The organism is Spongiactinospora rosea (genome assembly GCF_003315795.1).
Classification (GTDB): domain Bacteria; phylum Actinomycetota; class Actinomycetes; order Streptosporangiales; family Streptosporangiaceae; genus Spongiactinospora; species Spongiactinospora rosea.
This window is the reverse complement of the sequence record NZ_QMEY01000001.1, coordinates 945,511-971,720: the sequence shown is the minus strand read 5'-3', so window position 1 is coordinate 971,720 and position 26,210 is coordinate 945,511. Positions and strand designations below refer to the sequence as shown.

The window sequence follows — 26,210 nt, the reverse complement described above, 5'->3', positions numbered from 1 at the left end:
CGTCCATCGGCATGACGGACTACGCGCGCGCCCGCGAGGTCGCCGAGCAGGCCAGGGAGACCGAGTGGACCCGGCCCAGCTTCGGCAGGCAGCTCTTCCTCGGCGACTTCCGGCTGGATCTGGTGCATCCGCCGCCACCGGTGTCCGGGGCGGCCAAGGGCGAGGAGTTCCTGCGCTCGCTGCGCCGCTTCCTGTCCGCCCGGGTCGATCCGGCGCTGATCGAGCGTACGGCGCGCGTCCCCGACGAGGTCGTCAAGGGCCTGGCCGAACTGGGCGCGTTCGGGATGAACATCCCCGAGCGGTACGGCGGCCTGGGCCTCGGCCACGTCCACTACGGCCGCGCCCTGTCCATGGTCGCCTCCTACGTTCCGTCGCTGGCCGCGCTGCTGTCGGCGCACCAGTCGATCGGCGTGCCGCAGCCGCTGAAGCTGTTCGGCACCGAGGAGCAGAAACGCGCGTTCCTGCCCCGCTGCGCGGCCGGGGACGTCTCGGCCTTCCTGCTGACCGAGCCGGACGTCGGCTCCGACCCCGCCCGCCTGGCCACGACCGCCACACCCGACGGCGATGACTACATCCTCGACGGCGTCAAGCTGTGGACCACCAACGGCGTGATCGCCGACCTGCTGGTGGTGATGGCCAGGACCGCCCGGGGCATCTCGGCGTTCGTCGTCGAGGCCGACACGCCGGGCATCACGGTCGAACGGCGCAACGCGTTCATGGGGCTGCGCGGCATCGAGAATGGCGTGACCCGGTTCGACCGGGTGCGCGTACCGGCAGCCAACCTGATCGGCCGGGAGGGCCAGGGCCTCAAGATCGCCCTCACCACGCTCAACACCGGCCGCCTCTCACTGCCCGCGACCTGCGCGGGCAACGCCAGGTGGGCCGCCAAGATCGCCCGGGAGTGGTCCGGGGCCAGGGAGCAGTGGGGGCGGCGGATCGGCGCGCACGAGGCGGTGGCCGGCAAGCTCGCGTTCATCACGGCGACCGCCTACGCGCTGGGCGCGGTGGTCGATCTCGCCGGACGGCTGGTCGACGCCGAGTCCAGCGACATCAGGATCGAGGCGGCCCTCGCCAAGCTGTACGCCTCGGAGATGGGCTGGCGGGTCGTGGACGACCTGGTCCAGATCAGGGGCGGACGCGGGTACGAGACCGCCGAGTCGCTGGCCGCGCGGGGCGAACGGGGCGTCCCCGCCGAGCAGATCCTCCGCGACATGCGGATCAACCGGATCTTCGAGGGCAGTTCGGAGATCATGCACCTGCTCATCGCCCGCGAGGCGGTGGACGCCCACCTCGCGGTGGCCGGGCAGCTCGTCGATCCCTCGGCCGCCGCCGCCGACCGCGCCCGCGCGCTGGCCAGGGCGGGCGGCTTCTACGCCCGCTGGCTGCCGACGCTGGTGGTCGGGGCGGGTGTGCGGCCGGGGGCGTACGCGGAGTTCGGGCCGCTGGCCGGGCACCTGCGCTACGTGGAGCGGACCAGCCGCAAGCTGGCCAGGTCCATCTTCTACGGCATGTCCCGCTGGCAGGCCAAGCTGGAGCACAAACAGGGCTTTCTCGGGCGTGTCGTGGACATCGGCGCTGAACTGTTCGCGATGACCGCCACCTGCGTCAGCGCCCAGGAGGACACCACCGACCTGGGCCGCAGGCCCCAGGAACTGGCCGACGTCTTCTGCCGCCAGGCGCGGCTGCGGGTGGAGGAGCTGTTCGGGCGGCTGTGGAACAACACCGACGGCGCGGACGTACGCCTGGCCCGGTACGCCCTCACCGGCCGCTACACGTTCCTGGAGGAGGGCATCCTGGACCCCTCCCTGGAGGGCCCCTGGGTCGCCGCCACCGAGCCCGGCACGCCGGTCACCGAGGACGTCCACCGGGCCGTCGCGCACTGAGACAGGCCCCGCCACCACGACGCCGGGCACTGGTCTATACCGCGCAATCACACCCGCCGGGATTCCGGTGCCTGGCTACGGTGAGGCGGCCGTTCGCCATCGATCATTTGCAACCGGTCTAGACCGGCGACGCTTGTTCGCCACCTACTCGTTGCAGATCCGATATTTCCCGGTATGGACCGGCCATCAACCCCACGCTTACGCTGGCCTCGCCGTACTTGGATGCGGCCGTCTACACGGGGCCCCGCAGACGGCGGGCAGACCGGTACGGACCAGAGGTTCCCCCAGGTCAAGGTGGTATTCACTGATGAGAACGAGGATCGCGGGCGCCCTCGGCTTGGCGGCCGTCTTGGCCCTGGCCGGTTGCGGTTCGTCCGGAACCAGCCAGGGCGGCGACAAGACCGCCGCCTCGGGTGGCGGCGCGGTGACGCTGAAGATGGTGGCCGCCGACTACGGCTCCGACCCGAACGCGGAGAACGCCGGGGCGAAGTTCTGGAAGGGCATCGTCGACGAGTTCCAGGCCGCCAACCCGAACATCAAGATCGATGTCCAGGTGATCAACTGGAACGACATCGACAAGCAGGTCGCCACCATGGTGCAGAACGGCCAGCCGCCGGACATCCTGCAGACCGGCGGCTACTCCGGCTTCGTCGAGGACCAGCTGCTGCACAAGGTCGACGAGATCCTCTCTCCGAACGTTCAGCAGGACCTGCTGACCAAGTTCGCCGACTTCGGCAAGGTGGACGGCGTCGCGTACGGCATCCCGTTCGTCTCCTCGGCCCGCGGGCTCTTCTACAACAAGGAGCTCTTCGACAAGGCCGGGGTCGCCGAACCGCCCAAGACCTGGGACGAACTCAAGGCCGCCGCGGAGAAGCTGAAGAAGTCCGGCGTGAGCCAGCCGTTCGGCCTGCCGCTCGGCCAGGAGGAGGCACAGGGCGAGTCGTTCCTGTGGTTCCTCGGCGCCGGTGGCGGATACAAGGACGCCTCCGGCAAGTGGGCGATCAACTCGCCCCAGAACATCGAGGCCTTCACCTTCATGAAGGGCCTGGTGGACGCGGGTCTGACCACCCCGAACCCGGGCACCAAGGACCGCAAGACGGTCTGGGAGGACTTCGCGGCGGGCAAGGTCGGCATGGTCAACGGCGGCCCCATGTCCATCCCGATCTTCGACGAGGGTTCGGTGAAGGACAAGTACGGTGTCGCGCCGATCGCCGGCAAGACCGGTGCGCTCGACACCACGCTCGGCGTCATGGACTGGATCATGGCGTTCAACAAGAACAACCACCCGGCCGAGATCAAGAAGTTCTTCGACTTCTTCTACACCGGCAACGCGGTGCAGAAGATCGTGGACAACTACAAGCTGCTGCCCGTCACCAAGGGCGGCATCGAGAAGCTGTCCGGCGACGAGAAGCTGAAGCCGTTCCTGGACGGACTCCCGAACGCCAGCTTCTACCCCTTCACCGACCCCAAGTGGCCCGCTGTTTCGGACACCATCAAGCAGACCATCGGCGGCGCGGTCGAGGACCCGGCCAAGGTGCTCGGTGACCTGCAGAAGGCCGCAGAGACGGGCTGATCCCGGCTGACCCCGGGCACACCCGTACGGCCGGCGCCTCGACACCCCGGCGCCGGCCGTACCCCCTGTGGGGCCCCCTGCGGATCCCCAAGAGACCCCGCAGGTCCCCCAAAGGCCCCTTCGGGCCCTTTCCAGGACCCCTCCCTAGGAAGCAGGACAGATGCGGCATAGATCGAGGGGATTGCGCGCCCTCGAACCCCTGGCCTGGGTCGGACCGGCCATCGTGCTGATCGCACTCGTGGTGCTCTGGCCGGTGGTCGAGATGATCCGGTCGTCGTTCCTCAAGATCAGCAAATTCGGCATCATCCAGGGCGGCAACGGGACGGCGAACTACGACAAGCTCTTCGCCGAACCCGACTTCGCCAGCATCATGGGGCGCACCCTGATCTGGGTGGTCGCGGTGGTCGGGCTCACGGTGGTCATCTCCCTGGCCCTGGCCCAGCTCTTCAACCAGCGCTTCCCCGGCCGCAAGATCGCGCGCTGGGCGCTGATCGCGCCGTGGGCGGCGTCGGTGCTGATGACGGCGATCATCTTCCGGTGGATGCTCGACCCCGAGGTCGGGGTCATCAACATGATCCGGCGCGACCTGGGCCTCCTCGACGCCCTCGGCGGCGCGGCCGCCGACCCGCTGGGGCAGTCCGCGACCGCGATGCCCTGGCTGATCTTCGTCGCGGTGTTCGTCTCGGTGCCGTTCACCACGTACGCGCTGATCGCCGGCCTGTCCACCATCCCCGGCGACATCTACGAGGCGGCCAGGATGGACGGCGCCTCCAAGATGCGGATCTACTGGTCGATCACGTTCCCGCTGCTCCGCCCGGCCTTGACGGTCGCGGCGCTGATCAACGTGATGAACGTCTTCAACAACTTCCCGATCATCTGGGCGATGACGCGCGGACAGCCGGGCTACTCGACCTCCACGTCCACCATCTTCATGTACATCCTCAAAAACCGGGACATCGGGGAATCCGCCGCGATGTCGGTGGTCAACTTCGGCATGGTGATCATTCTGACCGTGGTGTTCCTCAAGGTCACGCGGTGGAAATCGGAGGTCGCGTGATGGCGCACTCCGCCCCCGCCCCCTCCCGGGCGCTCCCCCGCCTCAAGAGCGTGGTCATCGCCGGGTCCGCCTATGTGATCGCGCTGATCTTCCTCTTCCCGTACGTCATCATGCTGCTCACCGCGGTGCGGCCGCAGGAGACGCTGCGCGAGGCGACGTACCTGCCCAGCGCGTTCGAGTGGTCCAGCCTGATCGACTTCTGGAGCGGCGGGCTGGCCGGGAACCTGGTGGTCACCCTCCAGGTCGCGGCCGGTTCGACGCTGCTGGTCCTGCTGGTCGCGCTGCCGGCCGCCTACTACACCTCCCGGCACAACTTCAAGTTCCGCACCGGCTTCCTGTTCCTGGTGCTGATCACGCAGATGTTCCAGCCGACCGCGATGCTCGTCGGCATCTACCGGGAGTTCTTCCAGTTCGGCCTGGTGGACACGATCTGGGCGCTGATCCTGGTGAACGGCGGGTTCAACCTGGCCTTCGCGGTGTGGATCCTGAACGCCTACTTCTCCTCGATCCCCCGCGAGCTGGAGGAGGCCGCGTTCATCGACGGCAACGGCCGGTTCGGGACGCTGTTCCGGATCACCCTGCCGCTGGCCATGCCCGGCGTGGTGACCGCGCTGATCTTCACCTTCATCGCGGCCTGGAACGAGTTCGCGGTGGCGCTGATGCTCAGCACGACCCCGGCGAACCAGCCGCTGACCGTGGCGCTGAACTCCTACATCGGGCAGTACCAGGTGGACTGGCAAGGGCTGTTCGCCGGATCGGTGATCGCCACCATCCCGGTGATCATCCTGTTCGCGCTGATCGAGCGGAAGGTGGTGAACGGGCTCACGGCCGGGTCCATCAAATAATCGGTTGCGCGTGATCGGCCCGCTGCGTAGGGTCGATGACATGTGGATCAACTCCTGACCGTCGGCAGCCGGCCGAGTCCCGCGTCCTCGCGGCGATAGGCCCGCACCGCTCAGCTTTCTGACCCCGTTTCTCCGACGCGGTAGCTGAGATCAGGCACGGTTCGACCTTTTCCGGTCGCCGCGTCGCCGTCCACTTCGAGGAGGTCCGCACATGCGCAACCGCCATGCCAGAAAGACCGGTAAGAACCCCGCGATCCCCGCGCGGGACTACCCCAGGCAGACACCGATGCCCCGGATGCCACAGCGCCCGATCCAGCAGCCGCGCCGGCTGCCCAAGGGCCGCTAGACACCCGCAGGGCAGGCGCGGTGGCCCCGGCGCTCCGGCTGGAGCGGAGCGCCGGGTCACCGCGCCACTGGCTTTTCCGGCGGATCAGAGCCGTTCGATGATGGTCACGTTGGCCTGGCCGCCGCCCTCGCACATCGTCTGCAGGCCGTACCGGCCGCCCACACGTTCGAGTTCGTGCAGCAGCTTGGTCATCAGGATCGCGCCGGTGCCGCCGAGCGGGTGACCGAGGGCGATGGCCCCGCCGTTCGGGTTGGTGGTCGCGGGGTCGGCACCGAGTTCGCGCAGCCAGGCGAGCGGGACCGGCGCGAACGCCTCGTTGATCTCCGTCACGTCGATGTCGCCGATGGACAGCCCCGCCTTGGCCAGCGCCTTGCGGGTCGCCGGGATCGGCGCGGTCAGCATGAACACCGGGTCGTCGCCGGTCAGGGTCAGCGTCACGATCCGGGCCCTGGGCGTCAGGCCGTGCTCGCGTACCGCCGTCTCCGAGGCGATCAGCAGCGCGCCCGCGCCGTCGGAGATCTGGCTGGCGGTGGCCGCGGTGATCACGCCGTCCTCGCGCAGGGTCGAAAGCCCGGCCATCTTGTCCAGGGTCGTGTCCGGGCGCGGTCCCTCGTCGGCCTCGACGCCCGCGATCGGCGCGATCTGCGTGCGGAAGTGGCCGTTGGCGATGGCCTTGGCGGCCCGCTGGTGGCTGTCGTAGGCGTACCGTTCCAGTTCCTCGCGGGTGAACCCCCACTTCTCGCACATCAGCTCCGCGCCGCGGAACTGCGAGATCTCCTGCGTGCCGTACCGGTCGGTCCAGCCCTTGCCGTACGGCGCGGGCATGCCCTGCTGCATCGCGATGGTGACGCTCGATCCGAGCGGGACCACGCTCATCGACTCCACGCCCGCCGCGACCACGAGGTCCTGGGTGCCGGACAGTACGCCCTGCGCCGCGAAGTGGATCGCCTGCTGCGACGAGCCGCACTGGCGGTCGATCGTGACGCCCGCGACGCTCTCCGGCAGGCCCGCCGACAGCCAGGCGTTGCGCGCGATGTCCACGCTCTGCGGGCCGATCTGCATGACACAGCCCATGATCACGTCGTCCACCGCCGCCGGGTCAACGCCGGTGCGTTCGACCAGCTCCCGCAGCGTGTGCGCGGCCAGATCGACCGGGTGCACGGCCGACAGCCCGCCCTTCTTCTTCCCCACCGGGGTACGGACCGCCCCGACGATGTACGCCTCTGCCACAGTGCCTCCCGATCGGTGCCGCCGATGCGACCGAGCATTGTTCGGTTTCTCTTCGGAGGCTACCACCCGGGCCTATCCGCTGATCAACGCGCTCGCCCCCAGGGTCTCCTCGCCCGCCCGGCCGCTGACGCGGATGGAGAGCTGCCACACCCCGGTCATCGAGAACAGGTCGCCTTGGGCCAGGAAACGGCCGGGGCCGGGCTTGCGCGCGGTGACCTCGGGCATCGCGTGGCCCATGGTCGGCATCACCGCCGAGAACGTGACGGCGTCCGCGTCGCCGGAGTTGAGCAGGATCTCGACGGTGAAGTCGCGTTCGGCCGTCTTGTCGATCACCACGGTGACGCCGTAGTGCGCCCCGGTCGTGGTCACCCGGACCGGCTCGCCGCCGCCCCGGCCGAGCACGAAGATCGTCACGGCGACGGCCACGAGGGCCGCCGCGATCAGGGCCTTCCTCATCGTGCGGGCTCCCCGGTGACCTCCACGGTGAACGGCACGGTCACGATCCCGCCGGAGGTGGCGTACTGCGCCCAGGCGAGGTACCGGCCGGCCGCGGGGAAGGCGTAGGTGAAGCGCAATCCCTGAGCGGCGACCTGCCCGGCCGCGCTCATCTCGTGGACGTGGCCGAAGAACTCGCCGTCCGCGCTGCGCACGATCAGGTGCCCGGCCATGCCGAGCCAGGGACGTACGGCGCCGGTCGGCCGGACCTCGATCGTCGCGGCCCGCCCGGCGACCGGTACGGCGGGCCGGGTCACCGCCGCCGCCGACCGCACCCCGGCGGTCTCGGCGGTCTCGGCGGTCTCGGCGGTCTCGGCGGTCTCGGCGGTCTCGGCGGTCTCGGCGGTCTCGGCGGGGCTCGCGGGCTCGCCGCCGACGGTGAAGTCCGCGGAGATGAGCTGCCCGCCGGAGTCCTCGCGCTCGAACTCGGTGTAGGCCCGGTAGCGGCCCGCCCGGTCGGCGCGCAGCCGGATCTCCAGCCGTCCCGGCGCGGTGCGCAGCGAGTGGACGTGCCGGAAGTAGCGGCCGTCCTCGCTGGTCACGACCACGTGGGCGAGCGCCTCGTGGTGGGCGGTCAGGTCGTCGACGGGGCTGCCGGTGGACCCGTCGAGCAGATCGATGCGCAAGGTGAACTCCTCCCCGGCCGCCGGTCGTTCCGGCAGCGTCGTCACCCGTCCCTGCACGTACGGCCGTCCGGCCTGCTGCCGATCGGTCGCGGTGGGAGCGGCGCCGTCCGGCGGGCCGGTGGGGAGCTGTGGTTCGAGGACGACCATCATGGCCGCGACCGTGACCCCGGCCGCGGCCCCCGCCACCAGCAGCGTCCCCCGGCCGGGCCGGGACAGCGCGCCGGTGAGCAGGCCGCCGACCAGTACGACCCCGGCCGCGAACAGCCCGCCGTAGATCAGCACCTCCCACATCGACCCGCGGTCCACCAGGACGCGGAACGGCACCACGGCGACCTCGCCGCCCGCCCGCAGCGTCAGCTCGTGCGGGCCGGTCGTCTCCACCCGCAGCCCGGTGTACCGGTCGCCGGGCCCGGCCGTGAGCCGCCCGGTGACCGTACGTCCGTCGGTCACCGAGCGCAGCTCCAGCGCGATCGGCAGCTCGCCCGCCGCCTGGTAGGTTTCCACGCCGATCCGCAGCGGCCCCGGCACCTGCGGGGTCCCCTTGATCACCAGCGTCAGCTCCGCGCCGGCGATCGTCTGGGCGATCCGCAGATCCGCCCCCACCACGACGTTGTGCGCCGCAGCGGGACCCGCCCCGGCCAGCGCCAGCACGGCGGACAGGCCGAGGAGCAGGCAGAGCCTTCGGATCATGCCCGCTGGGCGTTGGGCAGCAACAGCGCCCCGAGGGCGAGCCCGATCAGCCCGGCGACGATCGGCGCGCCGGTCCACAGCTCAGGTACGGCGGGCAGCCTGCCCGCCGAGACCGAGGCCACCAGGACGTACAGCGACCAGGTGACGAGGGGCGACAGCCCCGCGAACGCCCAGTAGGCGCCGCGGCGCTCCGCCGAGGGGCGCAGCCACCGGATCAGCAGGTCACTGGCCAGGCCCCCGGCGACGAAACCGATCAGGATCGGCACGTTGTCAAAGGCGGTCTGCGCGCCCGGCATCAGGACCCCGACCAGGTACATGACGGTCACGCTGCCGAACGGCAGCCGCCACCGGCGCACCAGGAACAACACCGGGAGGATCAGCACCGCGTTGGTGATCAGGATCGAGGAGGCCAGGTCGCCGGTCCGGCCCCCCTCCGTCATGGAGAGTGCGGCCACCACGCCCTGCCCGTCCCACTGCATCGCGTTGCCGTAGGAGACGAACAGCGAGATCAGCGTGCCGGCCAGCGCCAGCCCGAGCAACGCGGGGAACAACCGGCCGAGCGAGGGCCGCTCGGCGATGTCGGGCGCGTTCCACGCCGAACGCAGCGGCGTGGTCAAGATCAGCAGCATCGTGGAGATCAGCCCCAGGTGGGAGGGGCTGAACAAGATGTCGATCATGGTCTCGATGCCGAGGAAGGTGTGCCACATCATGTCCATGAAGCCGAACGCGGCGAACCCGGGAATCGCGACCAGGCCCGCCAGATAGCCGGTCGGCACCGCCGCCAGCCCCTGCCGGCCCGCCCGTACATTGCGCCACACCTGCCAGATGATCCACCCGGAGACGGCGGCGAAGCCGGAGTAGAACGCCGCGTGCCACGGGGTGAAGAAGGTCTCAAGTTCGGCGAGGTTGCTGTGCGCCCAGGCGTCGATCATCAGGCCGATGCCGAACCAGACCCCCAGCAACGCCGTGACCAGGTCCGTCCGGCCCGACACCCACGTACGTGCCTCACCGGAATCGATCACCAGCCGCCGTAAGCCGGCGTTTGCCACTGCCACGGTCAAGACTCCCTTCGTCGCCTGCATCCTCCCCCGCGCCGCGGTCGGGGGGAAGCCGGGCAACCGCACCGGGAAAGGTGCGGGTAACCGCACCTTCCGCTTTGCGCGCCGGGTGGCTCGTCAGGCGTTCAGGTGGCTCGTCAGGCGTTCAGATAGCGCAGTACGGCGAGCACGCGCCGGTGGTCGTGCGGGCCCGCGGTGAGGCCGAGCTTGCCGAAGATGCTCGTGCAGTGCTTCTCCACCGTGCGCTCGGCGATGACCAGCCGTTCGGAGATGGCCAGGTTCGTCCGGCCTTCGGCCATCAGCCGCAGTACGTCGCGCTCCCGCCCGGTGAGCCGGCTCAGCGGGTCGTGCGGCTGGCGGTGCCTGCTCACCAGCCGCTCGACCACCTCCGGATCCAGCGCCGACCCGCCCGAGCCGACCCGGCGGATCGCCGCCGCGAACTCCGCCAGGTCGGAGACGCGGTCCTTGAGCAGGTAGCCGATGCCCTCCACGCCGCCTTCGAGGAGTTCGACCGCGTAGCTGACCCGCACGTACTGGGAGAGCACCAGAACGCCGACCTCCGGATGCCGCTGCCGCAGGGTCAGCGCCGCGCGCAGTCCCTCGTCGGTGTGCGTGGGCGGCAGCCGGATGTCCAGGATGGCCACGTCGGGCAGGTGCGCGGCGATGCCCGCCAGCAGCTTGTCCGCGTCGTCCACGGCCGCGACGACCTGGTAACCGGCCTCGGCCAGCAGCCGGGTCATGCCCTCCCGGAACAGCGCGGAATCTTCGCAGATCGCTACTCGCACGGCAGCTCCACCATGATCACTGTGCCCCGGCCGGGCGGGCTGACCAGGGTCAGCCGGCCGCCGTTGGCCTCCGCGCGGTGGGCCAGGCCCTCCAGCCCCGACCCATGGGCGGGGTCGGCCCCGCCGCGCCCGTCGTCGCCGATCTCCACCACGAACCGCCCGGTGCCGCGGGTCAGCCGTACCCAGGCCCGGCTCGCCCGCGCGTGCTTGGTCACGTTGGCCAGCCCCTCGTTGACGATGTAGTAGGCCGCGCTCTCGACCGCAGGGGGCAGCGGCCCGGTCATCTCGATCACGCACTCGACCGGCACCGGCGCGACCGCGGCCAGTTCCTTGACCGCGCCGGGCAGCCCGCGCTCGGTGAGCACGGGCGGGTGGATGCCGTGGCTGACCGCGCGCAGGTCGTCCAGCGCGCCGAGCACCGCGTACTTGGCCTCGCCGACCAGCGCTCCCGCCCGCGCCGGATCGGTGGTCGCCTCGGCCAGCCCGAGGGTCATCGCGACCGACAGCAGCCGCTGCTGGACGCCGTCGTGCAGGTCGCGTTCGATCCTGCGGCGTTCGGCCTCGCCCCACTGGAGCATCCGCGCCCGCGACGCCGCGAGCTGCCGCACCCGCGCCCGCAGGTCGGCGGTGAGCCGTTCGTTCTCCAGCGCGAGGGCGGCGGCCGCGCACGCGGCGTCGACCAGCAGCGGCTGTTCCAGCAGCGCCGCGTCGTGCAGCAGCACGGCCAGCCGCGCCTCGCCCTGATCGACGCGGGTCATCACCCGGCCGCTGTCCTGCGACGGCGGCAGCGTGACCGGGTTGCCGTCGGCATCGACGTACCGGCCCTCGTCGGCCATCCAGTAGGCGACCTTGAGCGTGGGATCCTTCAGGGTGGCCGCGAGCGCGCTCTCCAGGCCGTCCCGCTGCCGCCTGCCGCGCAGTCGTACGACGAGGTCGGCGACCCTGCCCCGGTCGATCCGGACCCGCATCATGCTGCCCAGATAGGCGACCGGCACCCCGGCGAACACCCCGAACAGCGAGCCGGAGGGCAGCCCCAGGGCGGGGATGTCGTAGACGTTGAACGCCCGGTCGGCCATGAACGCCATCGTGGCGACCATCGAGGCGGCCACCACCGGCGTCACGGCCCGCCGCTGGGCGGCGGTGCCCTCCAGCCAGCGCGCCGCGGCGAGCCCGATCACCGACATGCCCGCCGCGACGATCAGGCCCCAGGAGGTACGGTCCACGAACGTCGCGATCGTGTGCCACGGCTCCTCCGGCCGCAGCTCGGCGAGCACCGACACGCCGGGGATGCCGAGCGATTCGACGTAGGCGATGCCGACCACGATCCGGGCGGGCAGGCCGTCCAGCCGCCCGGTGGGAAAGGCCAGGAACAGGTGGCAGGCGACGCCCGCCCACAGGCCGACGCCCAGATCGAGCCAGTCCAGGCCCCCGTGCTGCTCGCCGAAGGCGAACTTGAACTGCTGCGGAATCCATGCGATGCCGAGCGCGAGCATGAGCGGGCCGACCCGGTTGTGCGGGTGGGTGCGCCAGGCCACGACCCCCGCATAGACGAACGACATGCCCACCATCAGGCCCATCCCCCAGGCCGGGGAACGCCACAGGTCGGGTAACTCCACTACCGACAACCAGGCCGCCGCCGCGACGGCGGCCAGCATCGAGGTGCTGATGTTGGGCCGCCTGCTCATCGCTCACCCCTGCCGGGGATTCTAAGGCTTCGCGCGCCGCGAATGCCTAGGAAGCCCGGGAAATGCGGTGACTGCCGGTCAGGGTGGCGTAAACGATGACATTGTCGGTGTAGTGGCCGGTCACGCGGTTGTAGGTGCCGCCGCAGGTGATCAGGTGGAGCTGGGCGTTCTCGCGGTCGCCGTAGACGCGCTGGGTGGGGAAGGTCCGCTTGTCCGCCTGCTCGATGCCGCCCACCGTGAACACCGCGACCGTGCCGTCCTGGCGGTGCACCTCGATCTGGTCGCCGTACCGCAGCTCGGGCAGCCGGCTGAACACCGCGCTGCGGCTGGTGGTGTCCTTGTGGCCCAGCATGATCGACGGCCCGGCCTGGCCCGCCGTGGGGCCGAGGCGGTACCAGCCCACGCGGTTCGGGTCGTTGGCGGGGGGCACCTGGATCGTGCCGTCCTTGGCCAGCCCGACGGACTTGATCGGAGCGTTGACCTTCAGCTTCTTGATGACCAGCCGCAGCGGGGTGGACGGCTGCATCGGCGGGGCCGGGTTGATCGGCGGCAGCGGCGGCGGCGCGGTGGGCGCGGCCTGGAAGAACTCACTCGCCGCCGACGGCTGGACCTTGGCCGGGAGCTGGGTGCGGCCGTCGGACAGGTTGTAGGCCGCGGGGTCGGCCAGCATGAACACCAGGCCGACGACCACCGTCACCACTCCGGCCACCGCGGCCAGCACGAGGATCGAGAACAGCGCCCGGCCGCCGTCCTTCTTGGGCGGCTGAGGGGGCGGCGGCGGGGTGGGTGGGGTGTAGAAGACCTGTCCGGGCTGCGGGTAGTACTGCTGCGGCTGGCCGTAGGGGACGGGATGGCCGGGGTAGGGATGTCCGCCCTGCTGCGGATATCCCTCTTCCGGGGGCTGGGTGGTCACCGCCGGCCCGTCCGATCAGCCCTTGGACGCCTGGGCCCGGCGGCGCATGAACAGCCCGCCGACCCCCGCTCCCAGCACCAGAACCGAACCCACCAGCACGAACGTCCGCCCGTCCGGCCCCATCTCGCCACCGCCACCGGTGGCCGCGCCGTCCTTGGGGGTCTTGTCGACCTGGGTGTCCGCCGTCACGGTCGCCGTCCGGGTGTTGGTCTTCTTCGGCGTCGGGCTGGGCGTGTTGGAGGGGGTGGGGGTGGGGGTCGAGGTGGTCGGCGTGCCGACCGGCGTGCCCGTGCCACCGATGGGGAGGTTCAGGGACGGGCCCACACCGGAGCAGTTGTAGTAAACGGTGTTGGAGCCGGTGCCCGCCTTGAGGACGAAGCCCCCGCCTTGGACAGCGAGCGTGCCGGAGGCGGTCGGGTGCAGGACCACGGCCATCGACGTGGGGATCGGCATCGGGCTGCCCGATGGGACAGCGGTGGCGACCACGACAGCACCCGTCGCGGTGGGAGTGGTACTGGCGATCGGCCCGCTGGCCGCCACGGTGCCCTGTGCCACTACCGTCGCATTCGCGGAGATGGACGCGGGGGCGGGCAGCGGGGTGCTGGTGCCCGTGGCGGTGGGTGATGGCGTTGCCGTTGGCGTGGTGTTCGGGGTGGCCGAGCGGCCGATCCACCAAGTGATGGTCACCGCCGTGTTCGGGGAGGGGGTGCCGGAGGGGCCCACCAGCTCCATCGGGAATGTCACGGTGGTCGGTTGGCCGTTAGGTGGCGTACAGGAGTAGACGACATCGACCGGTGTGGCCAGAGCGGGAATGGCTCCGAAGATGAGACCTCCCCCGATGGCTCCCAGGGCGGCGGTCTTCAGGGCGACGCGACGTCGCGCCTTGGACTTCAGCACTGTCCCGTTCTCCGTTTCGATGCGGTCTACCGGGCCGACAGGCGCACCAGCATGCCAGTCATTACTGATGTTTCGACTCAGATCCTATGAATAGTTGATGAGAATCTGCACCCATATGCCGAAATCGGGCATAGATTCAGTCTCGCAACGGTAGATCGTCACGAGCGGTGATCGCCTCGTCTCAGCGGGTCCGCTTGGAGAGCGTCGCGTAGACGATGATGTTGTCCGTATAGCTGTGCCTGCGGGGGTCATAAATACCGCCGCAGGTGATCACGCGCAGGCTGGCGTCGTTGAGGTTGCTGTAGACCCGGGCCGTGGGAAACCGCGCCTTGCGGATCTTCTCCACGCCGTCCACGGTGAACTCCAGGACCTTCCCGTCCGTCCGGGTGATCCGGATCTTCTGCCCGCGCTTCACCTGGTGCAGGCGGGCGAAGACGGCGGGGCCCTGCCGGTTGTTCACATGGCCGAGGATCACGGCCGGGCCGATCTGACCGGGCACCGGGCCGTGCTGGTACCACCCGGCCTGCTTGGGCTTGCTCAGCGGCGGGACGGCGATCTCGCGGTTCTTCTGGACGCCGAGCGACATGAGCCCGGCGGAGACCCCGATGGCCGGGATGGAGATCTTCGTCGGCCGGGTCCGCGCGTCGGTACGGACCGGCGGCGGGGGCTTGAGCGACGGCATCGGCGGCGGGGCGGCGGGCTCTGCGGCGGTCAGCGGCACCCCGGGGCCGCCCGGCCCGACCGTGGGCAGCACGGCGGGCTCGGCGGCCTGCTGAACGACGTCGGCGGCGGCGGGCCGGTCCTGCTGCTGTGGCACGGGGGCGGCGGCCAGGACGCCTTCTTGCGTCCGGTCCGGCTCGATGGGCGGGGCGAGGTACGTGAGCAGCCCGGCCACGATCGCCGCGATCCCACCGAGGGACCCGGCCACGAGCACCGCGGGCAGAACGGCCGCCCGCAGCTTCTCCTTGGTCCCCTTACCTCCGGGGTGCGCCGGGTGGGTCATCGCCCGGCTCCGGCGTGCGCGGCCCTACGTCGGCGCAGCGCTACACCACCCATGATCGCGCCCACCAGCATCGCGGACCCCGCCCCGATCAACGCCCCGCCGGAGGGCGGCGCAGGCGACTCCCCCGTCTGTGGTGCGCCAACGGGGGTGATCTGGACCTGCGGGGTAGCGGTGGCGGTCACCGTCCGGGTATTGGTGGGAACCGGACTCGGCGACGCCGTGACGGTGGCGGTCGCAGTGGTGGTGGCGGTGGACTGGCCACCGTTGCCATTGCCGTTCCCGTTCTGGCCACCGTTGTTGTTGCCGTTGTCGCCAGGGTTCGGAGGCGGAGTGGTCGGCGGCTTCTCGCCAATGTTGATCGTTAAAGTCACGTTCTTCGGATCAGGGCTGCAGGTCGAGCGGAAGTCATCTGGCGGCGCCTCGAACCTCGGAGTCACCACCCTGAAGGCGTCCACGACAGCCGACTTACCGTCTTCGAGGTTAGTGACCTTGACCGTGTGCTCGTTGTACGACAGATCGCGCACCTTCCACAGCCTGTGGCCACCCACCTTGGGCCCATCGTCCAGAGCCCCGTCGCCGCCCTTCGGCGGGTCAACGACTTCTGGAGCGTGCACTACTCCATCGACCTCAAGCTTGAGATTGCCCGGCTGCTGATCCTTTTCGGTGATGAAGTCCACGCCGGTGCCCAGGAACTTGAGCGAGACACTGGCGTTCCGCGCTGTGGTCTCGTGCACGTCTCGGCCAGCGACGTCACGCCAAGTACCCTCATAGGCGCCAAGGGGGAGTTCGTCGTCATCAACGGCCTTCTCGCCCTCGGCCGGGGTGAAGTCCACTACCAGGTCGCCCGGCGTGATACGGATCTCACCCGGCTCGGTGGCACCTACCTTACCCGTGTCCAGCGACGGCAGCTTGAGCCGGTCCCCCTTCTTCAGCTCCCACTGATCGAGCGACCCTCCAGCCGAGGTATTGCCACTCCATGGCCCCTCTATCTGCAGAGCGCCCTTGGCGGACAGCTTCGACTGGGGCGCTAGATAGCTCGGGGAGGTGAACGCCGTCTGGTCATGGTAGGCGATGTTCCACTTGACCCCGATGGGCTGCCCGACCGTCATCGTGGTCGGGGCGGTGACCGTAACTCTCAGCTTCGTGCCCTGGCCGATGCCTCCGGTGCAGTTGTAGTCCAGGTCCACGCCGACCGTGTTGGCCTGGGCCGGGGTACTGGATATCGCGAACAGGCCCCCGCCCACCAGGCTTAACGCCGACACGAGGATGGCCTTACGCAGCCCTGCTCCCGACCCGCTCACCGCACACTCCGATCACAAGTCCCAGAAAAGCGTACTGAGCGGGCGAACGCCGCCGAGCTCGATTTCCGCACTGTGGCGCACTTGTGATGTCCGCGGGGACCTGTACCGCGCCGCGAGTAGAACACTATTCTGTTTGACAGGAGTGGGCTTACAGGAGGCGAACCATGCGACGTGACCTCTACGACGAGGAACACCTGCTCTTCCAGGAGACCGTCAGAGACTTCCTGGCCCGCGAGGTCGTGCCGCACCACGCCCAGTGGGAGCAGGACGGCATCGTCCCCCGCGAGGTCTGGAAGAAGGCCGGCGAGCTGGGCATGTTCGGCTTCTCGATCCCCGAGGAGTACGGCGGTGCGGGCATCACCGACTTCCGCTACAACATGGTGATCGTCGAGGAGATCATCAGGGTCGGCGCCACCGGGCTGGGCTTCGGCCTGCACAACGACATCGTGGCCCCCTACCTGGTTAGCCTGGCCAACGACGAACAGAAGCAGCGCTGGATGCCCGGATTCGTGTCCGGCGAGCTGGTGACCGCCATCGCGATGACCGAACCGGCCGCGGGCAGTGACCTGCAGGGTATCCGGGCCACCGCGATCAGGGCGGAGGGCGCGGACCACTACGTGCTCAACGGCCAGAAGACCTTCATCACCAACGGCATCAACGCCGACCTCGTCATCGTGGCCGCCAAGACCGATCCGGCGGCCGGGGCCAAGGGGACCACGCTGCTGGTGGTGGAACGCGGCATGGACGGCTTCACCCGGGGCCGCAACCTGGACAAGATCGGCATGCACGCCCAGGACACCGCCGAGCTGTACTTCGACAACGTCAGGGTGCCGGTGGCCAACCGGCTCGGCGACCGGGACGGCCAGGGGTTCGTCCAGCTCATGCGCAATCTCCCGCAGGAGCGGGTGTCCATCGCGGTGGCGGGCGTGGCCGCGGCCGAGACCGTGCTGGAGAGCACGATCGAGTACTGCAGGACGCGTAAGGCGTTCGGCCACAACCTGGGCGGCTTCCAGAACACCCGGTTCGTGCTCGCCGAGCTGGCCACCGAGGTGGAGATCGCCCGGCACTACCTGGACAAGTGCGTCCTGGCGCTCAACGCCGAGCGGCTCGACGCCGTGGACGCGGCCAAGGCCAAGTGGTGGACCACCGAGTTGCAGAACAAGGTCATCGACCGCTGCCTGCAACTCCACGGCGGCTACGGCTACATGCAGGAGTATCCGGTCGCCAAGGCGTGGCTGGACAGCCGGGTGCAGACCATCTACGGCGGCACCACCGAGATCATGAAGGAGATCATCGGCCGCTCCTTCGGCTTCTGAAAGCCTCGCCCGGGGCCTCAGCGCACCTCGCGCAGGATGCGTGACCGCCTCGGGCACCAGATGCGACCGGGCAGGAAGGTGTCGCCCACCTCGGCGAGCCGCCGTTCGACCTCGGCCGGCGGCGCGTCGCAGGACCGGCTGCCGCGCGCGATGAAGGTGATCGAGTGCGGGTCGTAGTGCCAGCTCCACTTGTCGTTGTGCGGCGCGCGGACCTTCACGATCCAGCCCTTGACGTGCGGGTCGGCGTTCGTCGCGCCGCTCAGCAGGTCTCTGGCGTGCTGGATCTTGGCGGGCTCGACGAGCTTGATGACCCATTTGCCGGCGTTCGGCGGATACTCGAACTCGAAGTACGCCTTGACCTCCGCCTGGGCCGGTGGGGCGAGCGTGCCGGCCAGCACGACCGCCGCCAGCGCGGCACCGGCCCTGCCTGCGATTCGTCGCACGGACATGCGGTGAACCCTCCCATCCAATCGGCACCATGAGTCACCGATCATATTCGAAGAGTAATGGTTCCCCGCTATGGCCTCCGGGTGAGCTCGTCGTTGCCGACGCGGCGGTGCCGGGCGGACCGGGGGACGTGCCGGTGGTGGTCGCGTTCGTCATGGTCCGCTGTTGCCGCGCGCCGGGTGGCGGTGAAGGCGGCGAGGGCCGTGGTGATCGGTACGGCGGCGATCAGCCCGATGGTGCCGACCACGCTGCGGACGATCTCCTGCATGATGACCGGGGTGTTGACGATGTCGCCGAGTGGCTGCCGGCCGACGCTGATGAGCAGCAGCAACGGCAGCGACGCCCCCGCGTACGCGAGGATGATGGTGTTGATCACCGAGGCGATGTGCGCGCGGCCGACCCGCGCCCCGGCGCGGTAGAGCTGCCGCACGGTGTAGCCGGGGTTGGCATGCGCGAGTTCGGCGACCGTGACCGCCTGGGTGACGGTGACGTCGTCGAGCACGCCGAGCGAGCCGATGATGATGCTGGCCAGCAGCAGCCCCTGGGTGTTGATCTGGAGGCTCATGTCCAGGTTGAACGAGCTTTCGTCGGTGATCCCGTTGAGGTTGGCGATCCCGATCGACACCGACGCGAGCACGCCCGTCAGGCTCAGGCTGAGCAGTGTGCCCATGACGGCCATGGAGGTGCGCACACTGAACCCGTGCGTGAGGTACAGCACGGTCAGCATGATCGCCGCCGCCCCGATGATGGCCACCAGCAGCGGCGGACGCCCCTCCAGGATCGCCGGGATGACGAACAGCAACAGCAGCACGAACGTGATCGCCAGCCCGGCCAGCGCGCTCACCCCGCGCCACCGGCCGAAGGCGATCACCGCCAGCGCGAACGCCGCGCCCAGCAACCCGAGCGGCAGCGAACGGTCGTGGTCGGAGATCTGGTACGGCGAGGCGCCCAGTTTCTCGTCGCCGGGCGTGTAGAGGAGCACGATGGCGTCGCCCGCCGCGAAGACCTGCGCGCCCGGCCCGCTGGGCAGCGCCACGGTGACGCTCTCGCCCCGCTGCGGCCCTCCGGTCAGTTCGACTGCGGCGTCGCCGCAGGTGGCCGGGTCGGGCGCGGGCTGCTGCCCGGCCGCCTGCCCGTCGGGCGGCGGCTCCTCCAGGCAGGGCTTCAGTGTGATGGCGGCGATCGTCCCGGTCACCCGCTCGGGCGCTGGACCCGCCTCGGGTACGACGCCGCCGGAGCCGCCCGGCCAGAGCCAGAACAGCGCGGCGAGCGTGGCCACCGCCAGCGGGACGATCACGGACAGGGTGGCGATCACCGCGCCACGGGAAGCGGGCACGGCGGGGCCGTGCGAATGGTCAGCGCCCATGATCCGGTGGAAGGCCCTCCCTAGCTCTCGGACTAGAGAAGTACCACACCGGGCGTCCCACTTCGGACCGATTCACCACGACCGGACGGCGGCCGGCGGCCCCGGATTTCCCGCACAGGCGGCCGGGAGGGCGCATACTGGTCGTGTGGCGATCGACAGCGGTCTCATCCTGCTGGCCTTCCTGGCGCTGCTGTTCGCCTGGGGCCTCAATCGGGTGCGCCGGGCGCTGCGCCTGGGCCCGGTCGCCTACGGCGGCGTCATGATCGTGTTCATCATCGTCGTGCTGGCCATCTGGACCCAGACCTTCCGCTGAGCCCGCCCGGCCGCCGTGAAGGGCCCGAGCGCGCCGCTAGCGGCGCCGGGTGGGGATCTCGAACCACACCGCCTTGCCCTCCTGGGTGGGGCGTGAGCCCCACCGGCTGGCGAGCTGGTCGACGAGGTAGAGGCCGCGGCCGCCCTCGTCGTTCTCGCCCGCGCTGCGGATGCGCGGCAGCCGGAGGTCCTGGTCGAACACCTCGACCCAGACCGACTCGCCGCCGCGGCGCAGCCGGAGGGTGAACTCCTTCTCGCCGACCGCTTCCTCCTCAAGGCCCGGGAGGTCCCACGACTCGTCGAAGGGGATCGGCGGCCCGTCCATGGTCAGCTCGCGGCGCGGCACCGAGGCGGTGGCCGCGTGCAGCACGACGTTGGTGACCACCTCGGAGACCAGCAGGCAGGCCAGCTCGGCGCGCTCCTCCGGCACGTTCCACCCGGAGAACGCCTCGGCGGCCATCCGGCGGGCCTCACCGACCATGATCGGCTGGGCCGGGAAGGTGCGCTCCTCGACTTCGAGATCGGCCGGGCTGGAGCGGATGACCAGGATGGCCATGTCGTCGTCGATCTCGCCGGGGACGGCGACGGTCGCCGCGTCGGCCAGCTCCTCCACCGAGATGTCGCCGATCTTGGCGAGCTTGTCGCACAGGAGCTGGAGGTTTTCCTCCTGGCTGGGGATCGTGCCGTCGGCGTCGCGGGTGGGGCGGCGGTCCACCAGGCCGTCGGTGTAGAGGAGCAGCGACGCGCCCGGCGGCAGCGTGCGGGTCTCCTCCTTGTAGACGAGGTCGGCGTGGATGCCCTTGGCATGGACGCCGAGCGGCTGGCCCACCTCGTGGATGTCCAGCTCCTGGCAGGTGCCGTCGATCAGCAGCAGCGGGGGTGCGTGTCCGGCGTTGGCGAAGGAGAGCGTGCGCGACCACGCGTCGTAGACCATGTACTGGCAGGTCACGATGGGTGACACGGCGATGTCGTCACCGCCGGGGCCCGGCTCGGGGGTGGCCACCAGGCGGGTCCATTCGTCCAGCCTGGCCAGGATGTCGGCGGGCGACTTGTCGTCCTGGGCGAAGGCGCGCAGCGCGGCGCGGAGCTGGCCCATGATCGCGGCGGCCTTCGCGCCGCGGCCCTCCACGTCGCCGATGACGATGCCGACCCGTCCGGCCGAGAGCGGGATCACGTCGTACCAGTCGCCGCCGACCTGGGTCTGGATGCCCTGGCCGTGTGAGGCGAGGGGGGCGGCCGGGTAGTAGCGCACGGCGATCCGCAGGCCGTCGAGCTGCGGCAGCGCGCGCGGCAGCAGGTGCTTCTGGAACGACTCGGCGGTGTGCCGCTCCTCCTCGAACAGCAGCGCGTTGTCCACCGCCAGGGCGACCCTGGTGGCGATGGCCCCGACGAAGTCGCGGTCGAAGGCGTCGTAGTGCGGGTTGCGCCGGTCGGTGAGGTTGGACAGGCCGAGGTACATCAGGCCCAGGATCTCGCCGCGCACGCACAGCGGGGCGACGATGGCCGAGGTCATCCCGATCTCGCCGCACAGCTTGGCGCTGGCCACGCTCGCGCTCGGGTAGCTGACCTGCGAGAAGTCCTCCACCAGGATGGTCTCCTGGCGGCGCATCGCCGACTCGGCGTAGTGGCCGGCCGGGTAGTGGATCTCCGCGCCGACCGGGCGCCAGCTGTCCGGCGGCGGGGTCCAGTTCTGGACGTGGGTGGACACCCTGCGGATCAGCCGGTCGTTCTCCATCAGCTCGATGAAGCAGTGGTCGGCGAACTGCGGGACAAGCATGTCGGCGACGCGCTTGAGGGTCTCCTCGACGTACAGGGACCCGGCCAGCCGCTCGCCGATGCGCTCCAGCAGGCCGAAGCGGTCCTTCTCCCGCTCGTTGCTGCGCATCGCCTCGCGGGCGGTGATCACGATGCCGGTGACCGACCCGGAGGAGTGCCGCAGCGGCACGGCCTGCGCCCTGACGTAGATCATCGTGCCGTCGGAGCGGGTGACGTCGAAGGTGCCCTCCCAGACGCCCCCGCGCAGCACGTGCTTGGCCAGCTCGACGGCCAGCGGGTGGTCCTTCTCCATGATGCCCATGGACAGGGCTTCCGGATCGCGGGACCCGGCCGGCCTGCTGGGCCGCCCGAACAGCTTTTCGGCGAACGGGTTCCAGTAGAGGAGGTTGCTGAACCGGTCGGTGACCACGACGGCCATCTCCGCGTGGTCGAGGACCGACGCGGGCGAGAGGTGGTCCGCGGCGTCCTGCGAGAGATCCCCCCAGCGTTTCATCCGGCGATCACCACCTCGTACGGGTGGTCGTGCGGGTAGCGAACCACGGATGCTCCTGCGTTGATCGAGCAGTAGGGAGTCTCCCTGGAGGGATTCAACCAAGCAGCCGCGCGGCGATCAGCGCTTTGCGACAAAAACATGCGCGGCGACCTCACGTGGCAGCTCCGCGCTCGTGTTGTCAGCCTGATCGTCACCTGTCACCCGCACACCGTCGTCGCTCGCCGCGAGCGTCACCTCGCGTCCGGGTTGTATCCCAACTTGCTTGAGTTTAAGCATCACAGCAGGATCGCTTTGCACTTGTTCGCTAATTCGTCGCACCACGACCGCCATGTCACGCGCGCCCGCGAGGTCGGACATCGCCAGCATGGCATCGTCGTCGACCAGAACCGAGTCGCTGACCCCCAGTTCCTCAAGGCCGGGGATGGGGTTGCCGTGCGGGCAGACCGTCGGCTTGTTGAGCAGCGTGACCAGCCTGGCCTCGACGGACTCCGACATCACGTGCTCCCAGCGGCACGCCTCGACGTGGACCTCCTCCCAGGGCAGCCCGATCACCTGGGTGAGCAGGCACTCCGCGAGCCGGTGCTTGCGCATCACGCGCATGGCCAGGGTGCGGCCCAGCTCGGTCATCGTCAGGTGGCGGTCGCCTTCGACGCGCACGAGGCCGTCGCGCTCCATGCGCGCGACCGTCTGGCTGACCGTCGGCCCGCTCTGCTGCAGCCGCTCGGCGATGCGCGCGCGAAGAGGGACGATCCCCTCCTCTTCCAACTCGTAGATCGTCCGGAGGTACATCTCCGTCGTGTCGATCAGGCCATGTGCGGTCAAGGGCTCCTCCCGTCCTTCCTCGATGCTACGCCCATCGGGCCCTGGACTGAGACGGCTCGGCGAGGGCAGTGGCGGGCAATGTGCCGGACGAAGCCGAACCGACCGCCTGGCAGGAGATGACGAGCGTGGCAAAGCACGCCAACACCGGAGCAGAGCATTTCCTTCCCAATGAATCCGACATGACGGACGTCGCCGCCCTTCGCGCGGCCGCCGCCCACTGCCAGGGATGCGACCTGTACCGCGACGCGACGCAGACCGTCTTCGGGGAGGGCGGCGCGGACCCCAGGTACGTCTTCGTCGGCGAGCAGCCGGGAGACCAGGAGGATCGCCAGGGCCACCCGTTCGTGGGACCGGCCGGGCGGGTGCTCGACCGGGCCATCGCGGAGGCGGGCATCGAGCGCGACACGGTGTACCTGACCAATGCCGTGAAGCACTTCAAGTTCACGTACAAGGGCAAGCGCCGCATCCACCAGAAGCCGAGCGCGGTCGAGGTGTCCGCGTGCGCGCCCTGGCTGGACGCCGAGCTGCGGCTGCTGCGCCCGGAGGTCACGGTCATCCTCGGCGCGACGGCCGCCAGGGCGCTGCTCGGACCGTCGTTCCGGCTGACCCGGCACCGCGGCGAGCCGATGCCGCACGGCGAGACCACGCTGGTGGCCACGGTCCACCCGTCGGCGGTACTGCGCGCGCCGGACCGGGACGAGGCGTACCAGGAGTTCCTGTCGGACCTGATGGTGGCCGCCCAGGAGGGCGGCCGGCCGGTGGGTCAGCGGCCCACGGGCCGGTAGGTCCGGAAGGCCGGTACGGCGAGTCCGACCACGACCACCAGCACCGCGCACACGAGCCCGCCGCCCACCCACGCGGGCATCACGCCCACCGCGGCGGCCGTCGCACCGGCCCGCAGGTCGCCCAGGCGCGGCCCGCCCGCGACCACGACGTGGAACACGCCCTGCAGGCGTCCGCGCATCTCGTCCGGCGCGTACGTCTGCAGGATGGTCTGCCGCCACACGGCCGACACCAGGTCCGCCGCCCCGCCCAGCGCGAGCAGCGCCACCATCAGCCAGAGCTGCCCGGCGAGCCCCGCCGCCGCCACGGACAGGCCCCACAGCGCGATGACGACGGTCAGGGCGATCCCCTGGCGGCGCACCCGGCCGACCCACCCGGAGAACAGCCCGCCGATCACCGAGCCGATCGCGATGCTGGCCGACAGCCAGCCGAAGGCCATCCCCGAGTTGCCGAACCGCTCGGCGGTGATCTCCGGGAACAGCGCCCTGGGCAGCGCGAAGGCCATGGCGATGATGTCCACGACGAACGACATGAGCACCACCGGGTGCCGCGCGATGAAGCCCAGGCCCTCGTTGACGGACCGCCAGCCGGGACGCCGGGTGATCTCGCCCAGCGGCGGCAGGGGCGGCAGCCGCAGCGCGGCGTAGAAGCCGCCGGTGAACAGGATGAAGTCGATCAGGTAGGCGGTGGCGAAGCCGCCCCGGTCGAGCACGATGCCCGCCAGCAGCGGGCCGATCACCGTGCCGAGGTTGCCGACCAGGAAGTTGAGGGTGTTGGCGGCCGGGACCTCCTCGACGGGGACCAGCCGGGGGATGATCGCGCCCCGGGTGGGCCCGGTGACGGCGAACCCGGCGGAGTGGACGGCCACCGTCCCCAGCATGAGCGCGATGTTGTCGATCCGGAGTACGGCCTGGAGCAGCAGCGCGCCGGTCGCGACCCAGGCGATCAGGGACCCGGCGAGCAGCAGCCTGCGGCGGTCCACGGCGTCGGCGACCGCGCCGCCCCACAGGCCGAACACGACCAGCGGGACCAGGCTGGCCGGGCCGATCATGCCGACCCAGAACGACGACTCGGTGATCGAGTACACCTGCGCGCCCATGGTCACCGACGTGAGCTGGAAGCCGATGAAGGAGACGCCCTGGCCCCACCACAGGCGCCGGTAGGCGACGTTCCGCAACGGGGTGGTATCGACGGCAATCCGCTGCCACAACCGCCCAGCCACCCATTACCCCCAGTTAAAGTCGCGAATTGTCCCCTCAAAGGGAACCATGTGCCGCCCGGCTGGAGGCACCCGGGCCACGTACGGCCAAGTGGACGTAAATTATCCGCTTTGATGTGATTCGACCCGGATTCGCCCGCTCACCTGCGGGCACAGGGGCATCTGGTCCGTACCGACGCGCGGTAGGAGGGGACGACCGATGGACGACTACCCGCTGCTGAACATCTTCCTGACGATGATGTGGTTCTTCCTCTGGGTGCTCTGGCTGATGCTCCTCTTCCGGGTCATCGTGGACATCTTCCGCGACGACTCGCTCAACGGATGGGCCAAGGCCGGCTGGGCGATCTTCGTGATCGTGCTGCCGCTCGTCGGGGTCTTCGTGTACCTGGTCGCCCGCGGCAAGGGGATGGGCAGGCGCGAGGTCGCCGCGCTGGCCGCGCGCGAGGCCCGCTACTACGAGGCCGCCGCCGAGCGGGGCGTCTTCCAGGGCGCCGGCCAGGCCGACGAACTCGCCCGGCTGGCCGACCTCAGGAACCACGGCGACCTCACCCCGCAGGAGTTCGAGCACGCCAAGGCCAAGGTGCTGGCCCGCTGAGGCCCCGATAAGGCCATGGCCTCAGGCCAGGATGAGCACGATGAACAGCAGGCAGACCACGATGTTGATCAGCCAGCCGTGCGAGTTCATCCACTCCCGGACCTGGGGCATGACGGCGGTCACCCGCTGCCGGAAGGCCAGGTAGCCCAGCAGCGGCAGCGCCAGCAGGAACACCGTGGCCAGCACGAACGGTATCGCCGCGGAAGGCGGGGCGTGGTCCTGTTCCAGGTTCACGCCGACGGTGAGCATCGCGATCAGGTCCGTCGGCATCAACAGGACCAGCAACACCCCGGTCACGAAGGCGCGGCCGGGGCCCGCGCCCAGGAGGGTGCCCAGCCAGGATGGCGGCTCGGCGGTGGTGCGGCCCAGGTAGTTCCGCACCACCGCGACGAGCAGCAGCCCGACCAGGATGTACTGGATGATCGTGCCCGCCGATCCTCGGTCGGCGGGGTCGCCGAGTGACAGGACACCGGACAGCAGGGCGGCGATCCGGCGGGCCAGCGCCACCCCGGCGACGGTCGCGAGCGCGAACCCGGCGAGGTACGCCAGCGACACCCGCACCACCCTCCGGTGCGTGAGAAGGATGATCGCCGACATGATCTGCGGCCCCGCGACCATGGTGACGGCCAGCGGAAGCACCTGAAAAGCCATGGCCGTCCTTCCGTGGCGGCGTGTGAAGACCCCTCGCCTACCC

26 protein-coding genes are annotated in these 26,210 nt (G+C 70.1%); 10 read left to right on the top strand and 16 right to left on the bottom strand.

The window, feature by feature from the left end; all coding sequences use genetic code 11:
- Window positions 1–11 precede the first annotated feature (11 nt).
- The 5 genes from DP939_RS05080 to DP939_RS48605 all read left to right on the top strand — a co-directional run bounded on the left by DP939_RS05080 (window position 12) and on the right by DP939_RS48605 (window position 5,704).
- Window positions 12–1,883, top strand: coding sequence for an acyl-CoA dehydrogenase family protein (locus DP939_RS05080; protein WP_113979339.1), 1,872 nt, complete (start codon window positions 12–14; stop codon window positions 1,881–1,883).
- A gap of 307 nt (window positions 1,884–2,190) precedes the next feature.
- Window positions 2,191–3,456, top strand: a complete 1,266-nt coding sequence (locus DP939_RS05075; protein ID WP_113979338.1) for an extracellular solute-binding protein — start codon at window positions 2,191–2,193, stop codon at window positions 3,454–3,456.
- Window positions 3,457–3,616: 160 nt separating this feature from the next.
- Window positions 3,617–4,513 carry a carbohydrate ABC transporter permease gene (locus tag DP939_RS05070; protein ID WP_225878047.1) on the top strand — a complete coding sequence of 299 codons (897 nt, stop codon included), beginning with the start codon at window positions 3,617–3,619 and terminating at the stop codon, window positions 4,511–4,513.
- Window positions 4,513–5,358, top strand: a complete 846-nt coding sequence (locus DP939_RS05065) for a carbohydrate ABC transporter permease (protein WP_113979336.1) — start codon at window positions 4,513–4,515, stop codon at window positions 5,356–5,358. The genes DP939_RS05070 and DP939_RS05065 overlap by 1 nt, the downstream gene beginning before the upstream one ends.
- 211 nt (window positions 5,359–5,569) lie before the next feature.
- The gene (locus tag DP939_RS48605; protein ID WP_263972292.1) at window positions 5,570–5,704 is read left to right on the top strand and encodes a hypothetical protein; all 135 of its coding nucleotides are present in this window, start codon (window positions 5,570–5,572) and stop codon (window positions 5,702–5,704) included.
- A gap of 84 nt (window positions 5,705–5,788) precedes the next feature.
- On the opposite strand, the gene DP939_RS05060 is transcribed toward DP939_RS48605, so the two are convergent.
- From DP939_RS05060 to DP939_RS05025, 8 genes are all read right to left on the bottom strand, one after another.
- Entirely contained in the window at window positions 5,789–6,934 is a 1,146-nt protein-coding gene (locus tag DP939_RS05060) for an acetyl-CoA C-acetyltransferase (RefSeq protein ID WP_113979335.1), read from the bottom strand.
- Window positions 6,935–7,006: 72 nt separating this feature from the next.
- On the bottom strand, window positions 7,007–7,390 hold the full coding sequence (locus DP939_RS05055; protein WP_113979334.1) for a hypothetical protein: 384 nt from the start codon (window positions 7,388–7,390) through the stop codon (window positions 7,007–7,009).
- Complete coding sequence (locus DP939_RS05050; protein WP_113979333.1) at window positions 7,387–8,745, bottom strand: hypothetical protein; 1,359 nt, start codon at window positions 8,743–8,745, stop codon at window positions 7,387–7,389. The genes DP939_RS05055 and DP939_RS05050 overlap by 4 nt, the downstream gene beginning before the upstream one ends.
- A complete protein-coding gene (locus tag DP939_RS05045) occupies window positions 8,742–9,800 on the bottom strand; it encodes a hypothetical protein (protein WP_225878046.1) in 1,059 nt (352 codons plus the stop codon). Before DP939_RS05045 ends, DP939_RS05050 begins: the two co-directional genes overlap by 4 nt.
- Window positions 9,801–9,940: 140 nt before the next feature.
- Window positions 9,941–10,588, bottom strand: a complete 648-nt coding sequence (locus DP939_RS05040) for a response regulator (protein ID WP_113979332.1) — start codon at window positions 10,586–10,588, stop codon at window positions 9,941–9,943.
- The gene (locus tag DP939_RS05035; protein ID WP_113979331.1) at window positions 10,579–12,273 is read right to left on the bottom strand and encodes a sensor histidine kinase; all 1,695 of its coding nucleotides are present in this window, start codon (window positions 12,271–12,273) and stop codon (window positions 10,579–10,581) included. The genes DP939_RS05040 and DP939_RS05035 overlap by 10 nt, the downstream gene beginning before the upstream one ends.
- 46 nt (window positions 12,274–12,319) lie before the next feature.
- On the bottom strand, window positions 12,320–13,186 hold the full coding sequence (locus tag DP939_RS05030) for a class F sortase (RefSeq protein WP_225878045.1): 867 nt from the start codon (window positions 13,184–13,186) through the stop codon (window positions 12,320–12,322).
- A gap of 15 nt (window positions 13,187–13,201) precedes the next feature.
- A complete protein-coding gene (locus tag DP939_RS05025) occupies window positions 13,202–13,639 on the bottom strand; it encodes a hypothetical protein (RefSeq protein ID WP_113979330.1) in 438 nt (145 codons plus the stop codon).
- A 22-nt stretch (window positions 13,640–13,661) separates the two neighbouring features.
- On the opposite strand from DP939_RS05025, the gene DP939_RS05020 reads away from it, so the two are divergent.
- On the top strand, window positions 13,662–13,967 hold the full coding sequence (locus tag DP939_RS05020) for a hypothetical protein (protein ID WP_113979329.1): 306 nt from the start codon (window positions 13,662–13,664) through the stop codon (window positions 13,965–13,967).
- A gap of 297 nt (window positions 13,968–14,264) precedes the next feature.
- Here DP939_RS05020 and DP939_RS05015 read toward each other — a convergent pair whose 3' ends face one another.
- Together DP939_RS05015 and DP939_RS05010 are read right to left on the bottom strand one after the other, a co-directional pair.
- Window positions 14,265–15,086: a class F sortase gene (locus tag DP939_RS05015; protein ID WP_113979328.1), complete on the bottom strand. Its 822-nt coding sequence runs from the start codon at window positions 15,084–15,086 to the stop codon at window positions 14,265–14,267.
- Entirely contained in the window at window positions 15,083–16,387 is a 1,305-nt protein-coding gene (locus DP939_RS05010) for a hypothetical protein (RefSeq protein ID WP_113979327.1), read from the bottom strand. The genes DP939_RS05015 and DP939_RS05010 overlap by 4 nt, the downstream gene beginning before the upstream one ends.
- A 164-nt stretch (window positions 16,388–16,551) precedes the next feature.
- Between DP939_RS05010 and DP939_RS05005 the strand changes: the two genes are divergently transcribed.
- Window positions 16,552–17,703 carry an acyl-CoA dehydrogenase family protein gene (locus DP939_RS05005; protein ID WP_113979326.1) on the top strand — a complete coding sequence of 384 codons (1,152 nt, stop codon included), beginning with the start codon at window positions 16,552–16,554 and terminating at the stop codon, window positions 17,701–17,703.
- Between the two features lie 17 nt (window positions 17,704–17,720).
- On the opposite strand, the gene DP939_RS05000 is transcribed toward DP939_RS05005, so the two are convergent.
- Together DP939_RS05000 and DP939_RS04995 are read right to left on the bottom strand one after the other, a co-directional pair.
- Complete coding sequence (locus DP939_RS05000; RefSeq protein WP_199564934.1) at window positions 17,721–18,152, bottom strand: BP74-related protein; 432 nt, start codon at window positions 18,150–18,152, stop codon at window positions 17,721–17,723.
- A 68-nt stretch (window positions 18,153–18,220) separates the two neighbouring features.
- On the bottom strand, window positions 18,221–19,486 hold the full coding sequence (locus tag DP939_RS04995) for a YibE/F family protein (RefSeq protein WP_225878044.1): 1,266 nt from the start codon (window positions 19,484–19,486) through the stop codon (window positions 18,221–18,223).
- Window positions 19,487–19,661: 175 nt separating this feature from the next.
- Between DP939_RS04995 and DP939_RS46025 the strand changes: the two genes are divergently transcribed.
- Entirely contained in the window at window positions 19,662–19,829 is a 168-nt protein-coding gene (locus DP939_RS46025) for a hypothetical protein (protein WP_158578464.1), read from the top strand.
- A 36-nt stretch (window positions 19,830–19,865) separates the two neighbouring features.
- On the opposite strand, the gene DP939_RS04990 is transcribed toward DP939_RS46025, so the two are convergent.
- The gene (locus DP939_RS04990; RefSeq protein ID WP_113979324.1) at window positions 19,866–22,097 is read right to left on the bottom strand and encodes an ATP-binding SpoIIE family protein phosphatase; all 2,232 of its coding nucleotides are present in this window, start codon (window positions 22,095–22,097) and stop codon (window positions 19,866–19,868) included.
- 117 nt (window positions 22,098–22,214) lie between these two features.
- A complete protein-coding gene (locus DP939_RS04985; RefSeq protein WP_113979323.1) occupies window positions 22,215–22,919 on the bottom strand; it encodes a metal-dependent transcriptional regulator in 705 nt (234 codons plus the stop codon).
- Window positions 22,920–23,035: 116 nt separating this feature from the next.
- On the opposite strand from DP939_RS04985, the gene DP939_RS04980 reads away from it, so the two are divergent.
- Window positions 23,036–23,704, top strand: a complete 669-nt coding sequence (locus DP939_RS04980) for a UdgX family uracil-DNA binding protein (RefSeq protein ID WP_113979518.1) — start codon at window positions 23,036–23,038, stop codon at window positions 23,702–23,704.
- Here DP939_RS04980 and DP939_RS04975 read toward each other — a convergent pair.
- Window positions 23,683–24,879: an MFS transporter gene (locus DP939_RS04975; protein ID WP_263972291.1), complete on the bottom strand. Its 1,197-nt coding sequence runs from the start codon at window positions 24,877–24,879 to the stop codon at window positions 23,683–23,685. The two genes, DP939_RS04980 and DP939_RS04975, sit on opposite strands and share 22 nt — an antisense overlap.
- A gap of 241 nt (window positions 24,880–25,120) precedes the next feature.
- Between DP939_RS04975 and DP939_RS04970 the strand changes: the two genes are divergently transcribed.
- Window positions 25,121–25,516, top strand: coding sequence for an SHOCT domain-containing protein (locus DP939_RS04970; RefSeq protein WP_113979319.1), 396 nt, complete (start codon window positions 25,121–25,123; stop codon window positions 25,514–25,516).
- A gap of 21 nt (window positions 25,517–25,537) precedes the next feature.
- Here the strand turns inward: DP939_RS04970 and DP939_RS04965 are convergent, their stop codons facing one another.
- Complete coding sequence (locus DP939_RS04965; RefSeq protein WP_113979316.1) at window positions 25,538–26,167, bottom strand: GAP family protein; 630 nt, start codon at window positions 26,165–26,167, stop codon at window positions 25,538–25,540.
- Between the last annotated feature and the right edge of the window lie 43 nt (window positions 26,168–26,210).

Coding starts and splice junctions, on each gene's coding strand:
- DP939_RS05080 (WP_113979339.1), top strand. CDS start 12: ATGACGGACTACGCGCGCGCCCGCGAGGTCGCCGAGCAGGCCAGGGAG.
- DP939_RS05075 (WP_113979338.1), top strand. CDS start 2,191: ATGAGAACGAGGATCGCGGGCGCCCTCGGCTTGGCGGCCGTCTTGGCC.
- DP939_RS05070 (WP_225878047.1), top strand. CDS start 3,617: ATGCGGCATAGATCGAGGGGATTGCGCGCCCTCGAACCCCTGGCCTGG.
- DP939_RS05065 (WP_113979336.1), top strand. CDS start 4,513: ATGGCGCACTCCGCCCCCGCCCCCTCCCGGGCGCTCCCCCGCCTCAAG.
- DP939_RS48605 (WP_263972292.1), top strand. CDS start 5,570: ATGCGCAACCGCCATGCCAGAAAGACCGGTAAGAACCCCGCGATCCCC.
- DP939_RS05055 (WP_113979334.1), bottom strand. CDS start 7,390: ATGAGGAAGGCCCTGATCGCGGCGGCCCTCGTGGCCGTCGCCGTGACG.
- DP939_RS05050 (WP_113979333.1), bottom strand. CDS start 8,745: ATGATCCGAAGGCTCTGCCTGCTCCTCGGCCTGTCCGCCGTGCTGGCG.
- DP939_RS05035 (WP_113979331.1), bottom strand. CDS start 12,273: ATGAGCAGGCGGCCCAACATCAGCACCTCGATGCTGGCCGCCGTCGCG.
- DP939_RS05025 (WP_113979330.1), bottom strand. CDS start 13,639: ATGCCGATCCCCACGTCGATGGCCGTGGTCCTGCACCCGACCGCCTCC.
- DP939_RS05015 (WP_113979328.1), bottom strand. CDS start 15,086: ATGACCCACCCGGCGCACCCCGGAGGTAAGGGGACCAAGGAGAAGCTG.
- DP939_RS05005 (WP_113979326.1), top strand. CDS start 16,552: ATGCGACGTGACCTCTACGACGAGGAACACCTGCTCTTCCAGGAGACC.
- DP939_RS05000 (WP_199564934.1), bottom strand. CDS start 18,152: ATGTCCGTGCGACGAATCGCAGGCAGGGCCGGTGCCGCGCTGGCGGCG.
- DP939_RS04990 (WP_113979324.1), bottom strand. CDS start 22,097: ATGAAACGCTGGGGGGATCTCTCGCAGGACGCCGCGGACCACCTCTCG.
- DP939_RS04980 (WP_113979518.1), top strand. CDS start 23,036: ATGACGAGCGTGGCAAAGCACGCCAACACCGGAGCAGAGCATTTCCTT.
- DP939_RS04970 (WP_113979319.1), top strand. CDS start 25,121: ATGGACGACTACCCGCTGCTGAACATCTTCCTGACGATGATGTGGTTC.
- DP939_RS04965 (WP_113979316.1), bottom strand. CDS start 26,167: ATGGCTTTTCAGGTGCTTCCGCTGGCCGTCACCATGGTCGCGGGGCCG.